Below are 14467 nucleotides of genomic sequence, written 5' to 3'. Positions count from 1 at the left end.
CCCTGGTCGATGGATGCGGCCGGGATGTGTTAATCGTATGATGATTACGATGCACAAAACACCCAAAAGGAGAGTACCATGAGCATATTTACTGAAATCTTTGCTAAAATTCTTGGAAAGGTCAAAAATCTGGTTCCCGGAGCGAATGCCTTGTCAGATGTAGACCTCACCGTCGAACTTGATAAACTGGCCAAGGGCAAAGGACTTGAATGGAAAACGTCCGTGGTCGATTTTTTGAAACTTATCGGCGCGAACAGCAGCAGAGACAACCGTGACGCGCTTGCAACAGAGCTGGGAGTTGACCCCAGCTTTGAGAGCGGAAGCGCGAAGAAGAACGAGGCGCTCCGAAAGGCCCTCTTCAAGAAAATCGCTGCAAATGGCGGGAAGATTCCCGCTTCTCTTCTGGATTGAAAACCCGGGATTTTCCATCCTTCAAAATAAAGTTTCCGCCCTGCGAATTTTGGTTCTCAGGGCGGACATCGTTTTAAGTTCAATCAAAGTAGTAGTCCCGCAAATAAGGGTTCTATTGCATTTTATTCAAGCCCGGCAATCCTCCAGCCGCTTTTGCCATTTTTACCGCGCGCAGGATCGCCTCGGCCATCACTTCCGCCGCGAATGCGCCAATGATGGAGACATCCGCTTTTTTCGTGCCGGTGGATAATGCAAAGGTCACGTCACCATCCAGCAGGGTGTGCGCCGGCCGGATGGTGCGTGCAATACCATCCTGAGCCATCTGTGCAACCTTCGTTGCCTGGGCTTTGGTCAACTTTGCGTTTGTCGCCACGGCTCCGATCACCGTGTTGCCGCGACTTGCCAGACCGAGAACTCCGCGCCCGATCGGAGTTTTCATCATTACAAGCGTATCCGCAAACGAATCCTTTTTACCGATCGACAGCGGACCGACTTTCCCGGAGCGAAGACCGGCGATGATCCCATTAGTATTTGGATCAACCACATCTCCCCATGCATTGACCACGACGATGGCACCGACGATCACGCCTCCGCCAATGTCCATGCTTGCGGTTCCCAGCCCGGACTTCATCGCCAGCGAAGTGCCGAACATCTTGCCAACGGATGCGCCTGTGCCTGCACCGACATTTCCCTCCGCAGGCGGGTCGGATGCTGCCGAGGCGGCGGCTACTGCCCCCATCGCAGAATCAGGCCGAACGTCCGCGCGACCGAGATTCAAGTCATACAAAATCGCGGAAGGGACAATCGGGACTTTCGCAACACCGGTGTTGAAACCGATCTTTCTTTCTTCGAGATAACGCATGACACCGCTGGCTGCATCCAAACCAAATGCGGAGCCGCCGGCCAAAACGATGGCATGGACTTTCTCAACGAGATTAACGGGATTCAAAAGATCGGTCTCACGCGTACCGGGCGCACCGCCGCGCACATCCACGCCAGCGACTGCACCTTTACGGCAAAGGATAACCGTGCAGCCGGTCAATGCTTCTTCATTCTGCGCATGTCCAACTTCAATGCCGCGCACATCGGTAATGGATTTTCCTGGTTTCATGGTTTCAATTTCCTCTTCAAATGGGAACGTAACTTAACCTGCCTGATTCCGCTCAGATCGATCTTCTGCGCACCGATCATGCCGGCAAATCGTTCCAGTCCGCTGGCCAGCGCGTCGGCGAAGGCGCCATCCTTGGGTGTATCGTCCTCCAGCCAAAAGCCAAGGATGTGAAGCGTGTTCGTCGTGCGGTCCAGTTTGGGATCCAGCCGCGCCACAAGGTCATCGCCGTACAGGATCGGCAGCGTGTAATAGCCCCACTTGCGCTGGTGCACGGGCTTGTACACCTCCCATACATATTCAAAATCAAACACCTTCTTCGCCCGCCCGCGTGCACTGACGATTTCCAGCGGAGCCAGCAGTGTGACTTCCTCTTCCGTGGTGGGACCTTTCGGCTTCCAAATTTTGGGGATGCGCCCCGCCTCCAATGCGGACAGGTGGGCTTGGTCGCTGCTTCGGATGAGGAAGTTTTCCTTGAAGCCTTCCACCCGCACGCAGGAGACAATGCCCTGCTCAATGAATTGATGAATTAATTGTTTTGCATCTTCACGCGACACGTCCTTATGAATGTAGTAGGAAAGTTCCGTTCCCAGGCGGTTTTCACCAATCATCCCTAAAAAGGAAATTATCTTCCTGCTCATAAATTCGATGGTTTCTTTTTCGGTTACTGAATAATCATATTCAGATGGTAAAACGCGCTCGCGCAGGTCATAGATACGGTCGAAGCCTTTGCGATTGGTGATCATCACTTCGCCGACCAGCCAGAGATAGAACAAGGTAACCGAGGTTTCCTTGCGCCCGCGATAGCTCCAGACCTTGATGGCATCGCCTTCGATATCGCGGCTGCTCAGCGGGCCTTTCCCACGCAGTTCGTTCAGCACAAATTTGACGACCTCCTTTGGCGGATGTGCAAAGTGTTCCCAGCGCAAGCCCCTTTCCTTGCGGTGTTTCATGTGCAACCGCCAGTAGGGAAATTCGTGCATGGGGTACATCATCAGCCAGCCGCCGTAGTCGAAGGCTTTGCGCTTTTCGTACGCCATTTTGTAGAGCAGGTCTGGTTTGTAATCGAGGACACGCCCGTACATGGCGATATCCTGACTGCGGGCGACCATGACCAGCGGGTCGAGCTGCAGCGCTTCCATCTGGCACAAAGCAGCTTCGGTGCCGCTCAAGCCTGAGAAACGGCGACCAGGCCAAAGTCCCTGTGAAGCGAGCAGAAAACGGCGATAGGTTTGTTTGGAAATGGAATCCATAAGCGGCAATTGGTCCGTGAATTTCATTAATGCTATTGGTTGGAATGGGGACGATTTTAGAACTTATGTTCCAGCTTGTCAAGCACTGGATTGGCTTATAAGCCTCAGGAAGGTTTCCACTATTTGCGGATCAAAGTGTTGACCGCTTTGCCGTTTAATATAAGCGAGCGCCTTCCTTTTTGTCCAAGCTCTGCGGTAGGGACGCGGACTGGTAAGGGCATCCCAAACATCCGCCACGGCAAAGACGCGTGCGGCCAGCGGGATTTGCCCTCCTTTGAGTCCGCGCGGATATCCCGTGCCGTCCCATTTTTCGTGATGGCAATAGGGAATATCCAGGGCAGGGTGTAAATAGCTGATCGGCTGAAGCATTTGAAAAGCAAGGGCGGGATGCCTGCGCATTTCCTTCCATTCCTTTTGGGTTAGTTTGCCTTTCTTTAGCAGGATACTGTCAGAGATGCCCATTTTTCCGATGTCATGCAGGAGCGCCCCGCGGCGGATGTGTTGAATTTCGCTGTCTGGTATGCCCACGGCTTTTGCAAGAGACATGGTGAGCTCCGTGACGCGCCGCGTGTGGCCCTCGGTTTCCTTGTCGCGCAAGTCCAATGCGCGCGACCAGCCTTCAATCGTCGCTTCGTAGGCGATGGCAAGTTCCATGTTGACGCGCTGGATATCTTCGAACATTTGGGCATTGTCAAGTGTGATGGCGGCCTGCCCCGCAAGTGTCTCCAAAAATTCAACCCATTCCTCGGTGGGTGTGAATTGCGAACGGCGATACACCTCCAACACGCCTTTTACCTCGCCCTTCGCAATGAGAGGCACACAGATATAGACGGAAAATTCCTCTTCAGACCACAGGCGCTGGAACGGCGGATTCCCGGCCACCTGTTGATGATCGAAGACTTGAATGATGCGGCGCTCCATGACACTACGTCCGGCAAAGCCGTCATACAAATGGACATCTGCGCCTTCGATCATCCGTGTATGGAATCCGCGCCCCGCAGAATACTGCAGGGTTTGTTCCTGCGGGTGGAGCAGGAGCACGTCGGCGGCATCCACGTCCAATTGGGCAATAACATGGTCAAGCAGAATGTTGAGTGTGATCTGCCGGTCCAGGCTGGATGCGATGGCCTTGTCCACCGTGCGCAGGGTTTGCAAATGCTGAAGACGATGAATGGCATCTTCATGCAACCGCGCAGAATGGATGGCTCCTGCGGCTTGTGAAGCGAATAGCGAGAGCAGGCGTTCATCCGCTTCGGTAAATCTGCGTTCAGACTCGCCGATCTCATCCACAGTGAGGACGCCGATCAATTCGCCACCATAGAGCATCGGAACCCCAAGGGTCGCGCGGAGGGGAATCCCTTCGTATTGGGGGGAGCGTCCCTCCCACTTTGAATAATCATCGATTCGCAATGACTTGCGGGTTTGCGCCACCTGTCCTGCCGCCCCTTCTCCCATCTCCATGCGAGACCCGATGTTGATGTAAGGCTCTGTATCCACCGCCAGTTCCAGTCCGCTGCCGGATGGAAGGAGCAGATAAATTCCGCTGGACGCGGCATTAAACAGTTTTTTGGCATCGTTCACAATGACCTGCAACATGGAGTTCAGGTCATATTCCGCAGAGACCGCCTTGCTCGTTTCATATAGCGAGGCAAATTCACGGGCGCGGCGCGCCGTTTCATCGTATAGGCGGATGCGGTGCAATGTGGCTCCCGCTATTCCCACAAGCGAGGTGAGGAGTTTCATTTGCTCTGCAGTGATCCGGCGCGGCAACTGGACGGAAACAAACAGCACGCCCACAATCTCAACATCAGCACGAATGGGAAGGCACGCCCCGCCCCAACCCGGAGGGATTCTATTGCGGGTGGAGCGGCGCGGCAAGGCATCCTGCAAAAACTCGCCGGAAAGATAGGGCACTCCGCTGGCGAAGACCGTCCCGGCGACACCTTCGCCAGGTTTAATGGGAACACCCTGAATATCCTTGAACCAGCCCCGCGGAGAAATATCCCTTAATTCATCCTGCTCCGCATCGTAGAGCAGGATGGAACCCGTTTCTGTGCCAAAGGCAGCCAGGGTTTGATCCAACAGAATGGACATGGCTTCTTTAAAAGATTGAACGGTTCGCAGGGAGGCAGATATGTTGTGCAGGGCCTCCAACTCCAGCAGGCGCTGGCGAAGGGCATCCTCGGTCTGCCTGTGTTCAGTGACATCCTGTATGCTGCCCTTCATCTTCAAAGGATGCCCCCGGGCATCCATCTGCAATTCACCCATGCCATGCACCCAGCGTTCGGTCTTGTCGTTATAACGAATGATTTTATATTCCTTGTCAAAACGATTGCGCCTGCCAACAACTTCATCAACAAAGTAATGAACCATTTCCTCCCGCTGATCGGGATGGATCAGCGCCACCCAGCCTTCCACCGAATGGTCGTAGGTTTCGTCTATTCCAAAGATCCCGTCGAGGACGTCCGAACCCTTCCAAACACCGGAGGATATATCCAGCACATAACTGCCCAAGCCGGCAATGATCTGGGATTCCTTTAGAAAGGCTTCGCTTTCACGGAGCGCCTCCTCCACCTTGATCCTTTCGGTCACATCGCGCAACATGCCTTCATGGTAGATGATGTTTCCCTGGTCATCATGCACATAAAATCCGTGATCCTCCACCCAGATCTCTGAACCGTCCTTGCGGCGCATGCGGTAAATTTCCACCTCCTCCTGGCCTGTATCCAGAATATGACTGCCCCGTTCCTCCGGCGAAAAATAAAGTTCATTCTTAATGTCAATCTTCAGCATTTCCTCCTTCGAGGAATAGCCAAACAACCTCACCATGGCAGGGTTTACATCCACAAATCTGCCTTCGTGTGTACTGCGATAGATGCCGTCCATCATCTGGTCGAACAGCGAACGGTAGCGGTCTTCGGATTCACGCAGGGCATGTTCCCCCAGTTTCTGCTCGGTGACGTCAAGCATAATACCTTCGATATATTCGGTCTCACCATGCTCATTGACAACACCTGTCCCCCATTCATCCACCCAGCGCCATTCCCCTGATTTATGGCGGATGCGGTAGGTAATATGGAAATCCCCTGTAAAGGGCGCACTGGCGACGGAAATATCATCCGGATGATAAAGGTCCAAAAAACTAAGGGTCTGCTCCAGAAACGCCTTTGATGGATAGCCCGTCAATTGAAGAACGGCATCGTTAAGATACGTGAACGTAAATTTCTTGTCGGTACGGCATTGATAGACGACGACTGTAACATAGTCTGCAAGCGCGCGAAGCCTCGACTCGTCCCTGGACAAGGTCTCATGCATCTGTATTTGCTCATTTATTTCATGAATAATACAGAAAAGCGCGGATTTTCCATTCAAGGCAACGGGGGAGATATGTGCTTCAACTGTTCGGACTCTGCCGTCGGCAAGTTTATGGATAAGGACGGACCTGTCGCTTCCCCACCCCGCCGCTGCCTGCCCGGGCAACGGGACATTGATCTCCCCAATATTCATTCGCTTGAATTGTTCAAGGGAATATCCATAGAATTTCTCGGCCGCCGCATTGGCATCCAGAATCCCCCCTGTGCCTGCTTCGATCAGAAGCATGACCGCAGCATGGTTCCTGAAAACATCAAGAAATGCATCGTCCCTCTGGGCGGGCAATCCCTCTGACATCAAATTCTCCTCTTCCTCCTCCGTCCATCATAAAGACAAAAAGACCGACAATCCATTCAGATCATCGGTCTTTTCAACATCATCGGTTAATCGTCATTCAAAGAAGCGATCGCCCGCAACAGACCGAAGACCAGCACGCCGAGTTTCAACCCCTCCCCGGTGGTAATGGCGGTTTCACGCTCGTTCCGTTCGGCGCGGCGCGCAAGGAGCAAGGCGGCGATCAGACCGGTGAATGCCCCGATCAAGACACCGCTGAATATGACTCTGCTTTTGTTCATGGTGTTATCCTTCCAAAGAATGCCTTTATGGTTTCAAGCCAGCCGTTCAGAACGAGGATCGGTTTCACGGACAGATCCGCCCCGCGGACGATGTATCCACGCGCCTTGTACACATACGCCTGCGCGATGTTAGTATAGTGCGGCAGCGCGCCCAACGCGCGCGCCATCAGGTACACCAGACCGGCGAGAACGGCAAGAAATATCAGCCCTGCGATCAGGGCCGGGATGATGATCCAGATCGTGGAGATCGCCGCCCAGCGGCCGACGTCGCCATTTTGTTTGAAGGTGGCAAGGCTAATCAGCACGATCATGCCAATGAACAACAACGCACTCAGAATCACAGGCAAAATGATTTGCACATTGCGCTGTTTGCGGTGCTGGAGATAGGAGTAGTGTTCAGGTTGTGGAAGTTTGGCTTTCATTGACTCTATTTTAGCATGAATCAAAAGACCCCAAAGGATTTGGAGCCTTTAGGGTCTTTGTTGATTATCGCCTGTTTCTCAAAAACGTTGGCACATCGAGATCGTCCGCGTTAATGCTGGATGGCGCGGATTTTGCATCTGTTGAAGAGCGGGTCTCCGCATCAACACTGACGGATTCGCTGGGACGTGTGAAAAGCGTATTGGAAGCGGAGGCAGGTTTCTCGGTCCGCGGGAGGCGTTCGAGGGCGCGGCGCGGGACTCCGCTCCGTTCGAATCCAGTTGCAATGACGGTGACGCGAATCTCATCGCCCATCTCAGGATCAATGACTGCGCCGAAGATCATGTTGACATCCGGATGTGCCGTTTCGCGGATGATCGCGGCGGCCTGGTTGACCTCAAAGAGGGTCATGTTGGAGCCCCCGGTAACATTGAAGAGCACGCCACGCGCGCCGTCAATGGTAATGTCAAGCAGTTGGCTGGAGATGGCCTGTTCTGCGGCTGTCTTTGCACGATCTTCGCCGGCACCGCGGCCCACCGCCATGAGCGCCGCACCGCCTTCGGACATGATGGTACGGACATCTGCAAAATCGAGATTGATCAACCCGGGAATAGTAATCAACTCGGAGATGCCCTGAATACCCTGATGCAGGACTTCATCCGCCATGCGGAAGGCGTCCTGCAACGATGATTTTTTATCAGCCAGTTGGAGCAAACGATCGTTCGGAATTGAGATAAGGGTGTGGGCATGTTCCTTCATTTTGCCGACACCGGTTTCAGCGGATTGCGCGCGTTTCCCTCCTTCAAACGTAAAGGGACGTGTGACCACGCCGATGGTAAGCGCACCGCACTCCTTGGCGACCTGGGCCACAACGGGAGCCGCGCCGGTGCCGGTGCCGCCACCCATGCCCGCAGTAACGAAGACCATGTCCGCGCCTTTAAGCACGTTATACAATTCGTCAGATGATTCTTCCGCAGCTTTGCGGCCGATGTCAGGATCGCCACCCGCACCGAGTCCGCGGGTGATCTTGTCACCAAGGCGCACACGGACGGGCGCGCGTGAAAGTGTCAGCGCCTGCGCATCTGAATTGGCGGCGATGAATTCAACACCCTGAATGCCTTCCTCCATCATGCGGTTGACAGCATTCTGTCCGGCTCCGCCAACCCCAATCACCTTTATGCGGGCGAAGGTTTCGGTCTGCAAGTTTCTTTTGTTCGAGTCCATTTGTTCCTCCTGGCAAGGAATATGCCATATCTTAAGCGAGAATACGGGATTTCAATAGTGGCAAAAAGTATACAATTTGTAAATGGTGTTAAGTGGAGTGTAAAGTGATCTATACGCATTGCATTTCGTGATAAATCGCCTTTTTATTACACCCATCGAAACACACTCCTCACTCCGTTCACATCCTCTGTCGAGAGGATGATTCAACTAGGGCAGCAACCGTTTTATCCAGTTTTTTATTGCGTCAAAATTCATGTTCTTTTCTCCTCGTAATTTGCGGCGGTTTTTATTACCTCTTGAAACTACAATATCGTGCTCACGCATGGTGGTCGCCCAGCGCAGCAACCCCACACTTGTGGAATATGCAGGCGAATCCAGTTTATCAACAAGACCTGTCAGGTTCTGCGGTTGCGCGGTGCGCACAGGAATTCCCAGCACCTGGCTGGCAACATGTTTGATGCCGGGCAGGGCGGATGTTCCACCCGTCAACACCATGCCTGCCGGAAGCAGGCCATCATAGCCGGAGCGTTTTATTTCCTGCAGGATCAATCCAAAGGTCTCTTCGATGCGGGCTTCGATGATATGTGCCAGATCCTGGCGGTTGATCTTGACATCCCGGTCTTCGCCGAAGGGACGGATGGAGAAATATTCCTCGCTTCCAACTTCGGATCGAATGGCATAGCCCTGCTGCTTCTTCACTTCCTCCGCCTGGGAGAGAGCCAGACGCAAGCCATGGGCAATATCCTGCGTGATGTGATTCCCGCCGACGGCAAGCACCATCGTATGCCAGACATCGCCGTCCACATAAATCGCCAGGTCGGTTGTCCCGCCGCCGATGTCACAGACTGCAACACCCATCTGACGTTCCTGTTCGGTCAGCACCACTTCCGCAGAGGCAAGCGGGTTTAGAACGAACTGCTGAATATCCACACCTGCCGTACCCACACATTGACGCAGGTTATCCACGGTAGCGGCGGCGGCGGTGATAATGTGCGTTTCCACTTCGAGTTTGTACCCATGCATGCCGACGGGGGTCCGTACGCCTTCCTGCCCATCCACGGTGATGCCGCGCTGGATAATATGCACGACCTCGCGGTCATGCGGGATGGCAACTGCCTGCGCCTGATCAAGGGCATGGATAATATCCATTGCATCAATGATCCCGCCGGGGATGCCCGTTGCACCACGGCTGTTGACCGATGAAACATGCGCACCTGCAAGGCTGACCAGCGCGGTGGTAATTTCCAAACCGGAGGTCCGCTCGGCCTTTTCCACCGAGCGCTTGATGGCCTGTGATGCGGCGGCAAGGTCCACGATAATGCCCTTGCGGATGCCTTCCGAAGGTTCGATACCCACACCAAGGATGCGAATGGTCTCTGCATCCTCCATGCGCGCAACGAGGGTGCAAACCTTGGTCGTGCCTACGTCAAGGCCAACTACAATCTCTTCCATCTTATTGTCCACTGCTCACTGAGAGTTCATCAAATTCTTCTTCAAAACCTGTTTCAGCCATACGGTAAAAAGGCGCATCCGGGTAGACGACACTGATAAATTCAGGAATAATGCGGCGTGTCATCAGTGAATCGACCAGGGATTGATATACGCGCACCTTCAAAGGCATATCCTGCGAGCTTGTGCCAAACACCGCCTGCCAGCCGCGGGGGTCCACCCAGCCCAAGCCCTGGGTGGAGTCGAACGTCATCGTTGAGCCATCCGGCACGAGCGGAGCAAGAGCGAGGATCGCATCCACCAGTTCCTGTTTCACATATGGCGGCGGACCAAACTGGCCGTCCACAGGTGCAACACCAGCAGGAGGCTCATCCAACGCCTGGATGAGCACAAGCCCTGCCTCTAATCCGCGCGGACGAAATGCCACGCCGGTTCCATCAACCCATGTATAGCCCTCGCCCTGCTGCCATAGAATGACAGGCTGACGCTCGGCGACCTTGACAAACACATGGTTCGGCAAATAGACATCCACTTTCGCTGATAGCAGTTCCGGATAGTTCACCAGCAGACGGGTTTCCACCTCACCTGGCTTCATGGTGAAGATGGAATGCCCGCTAACACCGAGTACGGCATTGATCTCCTCCTTGCTCAAACGATCATTACCCAGCACCGTGGCGGCAGGGACAAAGAAGTATGGAAGCGTGAGCGCCAGATAAACGGCAATGCCAAGTAAAAGCGCAATTCCAATGGAGACCAGCCTCCAATTTGTGCGGATACGGGATATTGCAATACCCGATATACCTGCATGCATTTCAGGCATACTCAGTGCAACGTTGAAACGGCGGCTTTTTTCCTCATGTCTGGGCATGGGGGCGGGGGGCGTCAACATGCGCGAGGTAACCGGTACAACCGGCCTGACAGCGTGCTTCGTGGTCTGCTCCAGTTCCTTTGCAGCGCGTTCGGCGCGGCGGCGGCGGACGAGTTCGGCGCGGGTAAACTCGCGTTTATTGCTCATGTGCTCCTCCGACGCTCGGTGTGGTCACGCTGCGCCTTGCGCTCCAGCGCAAGTTCGATCAAACGGTCCACAAGCTGGGGATAGGTCAAGCCGCTTGCCTGCCACAATTTCGGATACATGCTGATGGATGTAAAACCGGGCAAGGTGTTCAACTCATTCAAGTAAATATTGTGCGTGCCGTTCTCAACGAAGAAATCTGCGCGCGCCATGCCTGCGCAGTCAATGGCTGTGTATGCGCGAACGGCATACTCGCGGACCCTGTCTGTGACTTCTCGCGGCAATTGTGAAGGGATGACCAATCCCGATGTGCCATCCATATATTTTGATTCATAAGAGTAGAACTCGCGGCTTGGCACGACCTCCCCGCAAACAGAGGCCTGCGGGGATTCATTTCCAAGCACGCTCACTTCCACTTCACGCACGTCGCCCGCACCGCGTTCGACAATGATACGGCGGTCGTACCGCGCGGCTTCCATCAAGCCCTCAGCGAGGTCGGAGCGCGAATTGCATTTGCTGATTCCCACCGAGGATCCCAGATTGGCAGGTTTCGCAAAGAATGGATATGCGCCCAGCCTCTCCGCTTTTTCGATGACAGCGTTCATGTCGGTTTCGACCTCACTCCGCAGGACAAGAATCGAATCCACAATCGGGATGCCGTTCGCGCGCATGACATCCTTGAAGATGCCCTTGTCCATGCCCACCGAGGAACCTGCCACGCCCGCGCCCACATAGGCCGCATCCGCCAGTTCGAACACGCCTTGAATCGTGCCATCCTCGCCAAAGGGACCATGCAGGACCGGGAAGAAAACATCCACTGCGGCAAGGGTCTCAAGTTTATTGCCCGTCTTCGTCGAGCGGACAACATATAGGGATTGATGCTGTGCGGGTTCCGTGGGCGGGATGACCGAGTCCAAACCTGACACATCCTTCCCTTCAAATGCTTCAAGGACATGCGCGCCGGTCAGCCAGTTGCCATCCGGCGTGATGCCGATCTGGATGACTTCATATCGCTCCGCATCCAATGCAGACAGCACGGAACGTGCGGACATGAGCGACACCTCATGTTCGCCGGAACGGCCTCCGAATAAAACTGCAATGCGAAGTTTCTTCAAACTACCATTCTCCTACGAGTTCAATTTCCAATTCAAGGTCAACGCCGAGTTCTCGTTTCACTGTTTTACAAGTTAAATCTATCAACTCACGGATATCACTGGCGCGAGTCTCGCCATGATTGATAAAAAAGTTTCCGTGCAGCGTGCTGATTTCAGCGTTGCCGATACGCATGCCTTTCAATCCCGCGGCTTCGATCAATCGCCCCGCATGGTCGCCCTCGGGGTTTTTGAACATGGAACCCATGCTCGCACCGGGCGGCTGCGCGGCTTTTCGGCGTTCACTGAACTGCCTGATTCTAACAGAGACCTCCTCTTTCGTTGCATTTTTTAATCCCAACAACACCGCAAGTACGATTGCTTTGATTTCACCGCATTTCAACACGCTCGTACGATACCCATATCCCATTTGATCAACGGAAAATTTCTCGCGCCCATTGCGCGTTAACATCTCAGCCCAGATCAAATTGCCGGACATATCGCCCCCGAACGCGCCGGCGTTCCCATAAACCGCACCGCCAACCGTGCCGGGCACTGTTGCCGCCCATTCCAGTCCGGACAAGCCCATGGCGGCACAGCGGTTCGCAAGGTTGCTAAAGATCACCCCCGCCTCACACCAGACCGTTGGGCTGTCGCCTGTTTCAAAACGCACTTCCTTGGCCTTGTTCAAGACCACCACCCCGCGCACGCCTTTATCGCTGACCAGGACATTCGAGCCCCCGCCAAGTACGTAGTATGGAAATTCGTGTTCCCAGAGAAATTGCATGACGTCGGCAAACTCAGCCGCAGATTTGACCGTGGCCAGCACATCCGCAGGTCCGCCGATGCGCGCAGAGGTATACGGCGCAAGAGGCACATTCTCCTGCACAGCACTGCCAAACTGCCGGCGTAGCATATCAACGGAATACGTTGAGCTGGTCATAATCATCTCGCTTAAGCTTTCTGCTCCAAATGCTCAATTAGTTTCTTCACGGTCTGCACTTCCACATGCACCCGGGGCGCTACCGACGCAGGCACAGCGGACGGGAAGGGTTTGCTCCCGCCTTCGCCCTTTTTATGGGCGAGAACCATCTTCAACGGAGGCAGGGCGATCACATCGGTCAGGTCTTGAAGCGTTTGTATTTTTTCGTCAGACATGGCTACCTCACATTTCCTCTAAAAGATCGGCGCTGATCCGGTCCGCATCGCCTGCTGAAAGCACGATCACCACGTCACCCGAACGGAGTTTTTTCAACAGATGCTTCTTCGTTTCATCCAGCGAGCCGCTATACCGCGCCGAGGGATGAGGCATGGCGCCGACCACCTCCACGGAAGAGAAGCCCTGCTTCGCCTCTCGCGAGGCATAAATTTCAGTGACCAGCACTTCGTCCGCATCGTCAAAGGCGCGGGAAAACTCATAAAACAAGGCCTGTGTACGCGAATAGGTATGAGGCTGCCAGACTGCCCAAATGCGGCGACTTGGATAACGGGACTTTGCTCCCGATAATGTTGCCCGGATCTCAGTGGGATGATGGGCATAATCGTCAATCACGAGTACGCCGTTCCTTTCGCCTCGTATTTCAAAGCGGCGACCTGTGCCGGTAAATTGACCCAGCGCATCCGCTGCGGCCTGTAATGACAGACCAAGGGTCAGGATAACCGAAAGCGCGGCAAGCGCATTGCGCACATTGTGCCTGCCCGGCACCTGCAAAGAGACCTTGAACGATGAAGAAGCCGTTACGTCCATATTCGTCATCACGGAAAAATCATATCCGCCGCGATCATTGGTCTTGAGTTCGCGCGCCTGCACCCATTGCGGGCTGTTGATGGTCATCTCATCCTGCACACCGTACGAAACAACATTCAATCCCTTTCCGCGCGCATGGGCCAGCAGGGTTACGGCGCTTTCGTCCTCCGCCGAGACGATCAACGTACCGTCGGAAGGCAGTAAATCCACAAAACTCCGAAAAGCAGAATACATGTCATTGAACGTCGGGTAGCAATCCGGATGATCGTGTTCGAGGTTGGTGATCACCTCGATGCGAGGCTTAAGTCCAAGGAACATGCGGTCATATTCATCCGCTTCGATCACAAAGAGTTCACCCTGCCCTGCATGGGCATTGACCTTCAGGTTGGTGAGCGTGCCGCCCACGATAAAGGAAGGGTCGCGTTTCATTTCATACAGCGTCCATGCAATCATGGCGGTGGTGGTGGTCTTTCCATGTGTGCCGGCAACGGCAATCCCGGTTTTCTCAGACATCAGGCGGCCGAGAAAATCCGCGCGTTTGTAAACGGGGACTCCCATGCGCATCGCGGCTTCGACCTCGGGGTTGTCCTCCGCAATTGCGGAGGAACGTACCACCCAATCCGCTCCCGATACGTTGCGTGGATGATGTCCAACATAGATGGTGACACCGGCATTCTGCAAATCCGTTGCAAACGGCGAAAGCGCCTGATCGGAGCCCGTCACCTCGTACCCGCTCTCTTTAAGCAGACGCGCGATGGCAGAAAGCCCTGAACCTCCGATGCCGATGAAATGGACACGTGTCATA

At 54.3% G+C, this 14467-nt stretch carries 13 protein-coding genes; 1 reads left to right on the top strand and 12 read right to left on the bottom strand.

The window, feature by feature from the left end:
- Positions 1-78: 78 nt before the first annotated feature.
- Positions 79-411: a DUF3597 family protein gene (locus tag QY332_06135; protein ID WKZ37510.1), complete on the top strand. Its 333-nt coding sequence runs from the start codon at positions 79-81 to the stop codon at positions 409-411.
- Between the two features lie 112 nt (positions 412-523).
- Here QY332_06135 and QY332_06130 read toward each other — a convergent pair whose 3' ends face one another.
- The 12 genes from QY332_06130 to murC form a co-directional block, all read right to left on the bottom strand.
- The gene (locus QY332_06130; protein WKZ37509.1) at positions 524-1522 is read right to left on the bottom strand and encodes a P1 family peptidase; all 999 of its coding nucleotides are present in this window, start codon (positions 1520-1522) and stop codon (positions 524-526) included.
- Entirely contained in the window at positions 1519-2799 is a 1281-nt protein-coding gene (locus tag QY332_06125; GenBank protein ID WKZ37508.1) for a crosslink repair DNA glycosylase YcaQ family protein, read from the bottom strand. Before QY332_06125 ends, QY332_06130 begins: the two co-directional genes overlap by 4 nt.
- Before the next feature lie 51 nt (positions 2800-2850).
- Entirely contained in the window at positions 2851-6441 is a 3591-nt protein-coding gene (locus QY332_06120) for a GAF domain-containing protein (GenBank protein WKZ37507.1), read from the bottom strand.
- Between the two features lie 86 nt (positions 6442-6527).
- Positions 6528-6719: a hypothetical protein gene (locus QY332_06115; GenBank protein ID WKZ37506.1), complete on the bottom strand. Its 192-nt coding sequence runs from the start codon at positions 6717-6719 to the stop codon at positions 6528-6530.
- Positions 6716-7141 (bottom strand): hypothetical protein, encoded by a 426-nt coding sequence (locus tag QY332_06110; GenBank protein ID WKZ37505.1) that lies wholly within the window; start codon positions 7139-7141, stop codon positions 6716-6718. Before QY332_06110 ends, QY332_06115 begins: the two co-directional genes overlap by 4 nt.
- Positions 7142-7205: 64 nt before the next feature.
- A complete protein-coding gene (ftsZ, locus tag QY332_06105; GenBank protein ID WKZ37504.1) occupies positions 7206-8363 on the bottom strand; it encodes a cell division protein FtsZ in 1158 nt (385 codons plus the stop codon).
- 207 nt (positions 8364-8570) lie between these two features.
- Positions 8571-9815 carry a cell division protein FtsA gene (ftsA, locus tag QY332_06100; GenBank protein ID WKZ37503.1) on the bottom strand — a complete coding sequence of 415 codons (1245 nt, stop codon included), beginning with the start codon at positions 9813-9815 and terminating at the stop codon, positions 8571-8573.
- Between the two features lies 1 nt (position 9816).
- Entirely contained in the window at positions 9817-10827 is a 1011-nt protein-coding gene (locus QY332_06095; GenBank protein WKZ37502.1) for an FtsQ-type POTRA domain-containing protein, read from the bottom strand.
- Positions 10824-11939 (bottom strand): D-alanine--D-alanine ligase family protein, encoded by a 1116-nt coding sequence (locus QY332_06090; protein ID WKZ37501.1) that lies wholly within the window; start codon positions 11937-11939, stop codon positions 10824-10826. Before QY332_06090 ends, QY332_06095 begins: the two co-directional genes overlap by 4 nt.
- Before the next feature lies 1 nt (position 11940).
- Positions 11941-12858 (bottom strand): UDP-N-acetylmuramate dehydrogenase, encoded by a 918-nt coding sequence (gene murB / locus QY332_06085; protein WKZ37500.1) that lies wholly within the window; start codon positions 12856-12858, stop codon positions 11941-11943.
- A gap of 11 nt (positions 12859-12869) precedes the next feature.
- Positions 12870-13073: a hypothetical protein gene (locus tag QY332_06080; protein ID WKZ37499.1), complete on the bottom strand. Its 204-nt coding sequence runs from the start codon at positions 13071-13073 to the stop codon at positions 12870-12872.
- 7 nt (positions 13074-13080) lie between these two features.
- Positions 13081-14466: a UDP-N-acetylmuramate--L-alanine ligase gene (murC, locus tag QY332_06075; protein ID WKZ37498.1), complete on the bottom strand. Its 1386-nt coding sequence runs from the start codon at positions 14464-14466 to the stop codon at positions 13081-13083.
- Position 14467: the final 1 nt, after the last annotated feature.

The sequence above is a fragment of the Anaerolineales bacterium genome (assembly GCA_030583885.1).
Lineage (GTDB): Bacteria > Chloroflexota > Anaerolineae > Anaerolineales > Villigracilaceae > Villigracilis.
Note: the sequence above shows the minus strand (reverse complement) of the source record. Positions and strands in the feature narration are given on the sequence as shown.

Bases quoted from the DNA above. Each gene is read 5' to 3' on its own strand.
- QY332_06095 (WKZ37502.1), bottom strand. From the start codon at position 10,827: ATGAGCAATAAACGCGAGTTTACCCGCGCCGAACTCGTCCGCCGCCGC.
- QY332_06120 (WKZ37507.1), bottom strand. From the start codon at position 6,441: ATGTCAGAGGGATTGCCCGCCCAGAGGGACGATGCATTTCTTGATGTT.
- QY332_06130 (WKZ37509.1), bottom strand. From the start codon at position 1,522: ATGAAACCAGGAAAATCCATTACCGATGTGCGCGGCATTGAAGTTGGA.
- QY332_06135 (WKZ37510.1), top strand. From the start codon at position 79: ATGAGCATATTTACTGAAATCTTTGCTAAAATTCTTGGAAAGGTCAAA.
- QY332_06115 (WKZ37506.1), bottom strand. From the start codon at position 6,719: ATGAACAAAAGCAGAGTCATATTCAGCGGTGTCTTGATCGGGGCATTC.
- murB (WKZ37500.1), bottom strand. From the start codon at position 12,858: ATGACCAGCTCAACGTATTCCGTTGATATGCTACGCCGGCAGTTTGGC.
- murC (WKZ37498.1), bottom strand. From the start codon at position 14,466: ATGACACGTGTCCATTTCATCGGCATCGGAGGTTCAGGGCTTTCTGCC.
- QY332_06125 (WKZ37508.1), bottom strand. From the start codon at position 2,799: ATGAAATTCACGGACCAATTGCCGCTTATGGATTCCATTTCCAAACAA.
- QY332_06110 (WKZ37505.1), bottom strand. From the start codon at position 7,141: ATGAAAGCCAAACTTCCACAACCTGAACACTACTCCTATCTCCAGCAC.
- QY332_06080 (WKZ37499.1), bottom strand. From the start codon at position 13,073: ATGTCTGACGAAAAAATACAAACGCTTCAAGACCTGACCGATGTGATC.
- ftsZ (WKZ37504.1), bottom strand. From the start codon at position 8,363: ATGGACTCGAACAAAAGAAACTTGCAGACCGAAACCTTCGCCCGCATA.
- ftsA (WKZ37503.1), bottom strand. From the start codon at position 9,815: ATGGAAGAGATTGTAGTTGGCCTTGACGTAGGCACGACCAAGGTTTGC.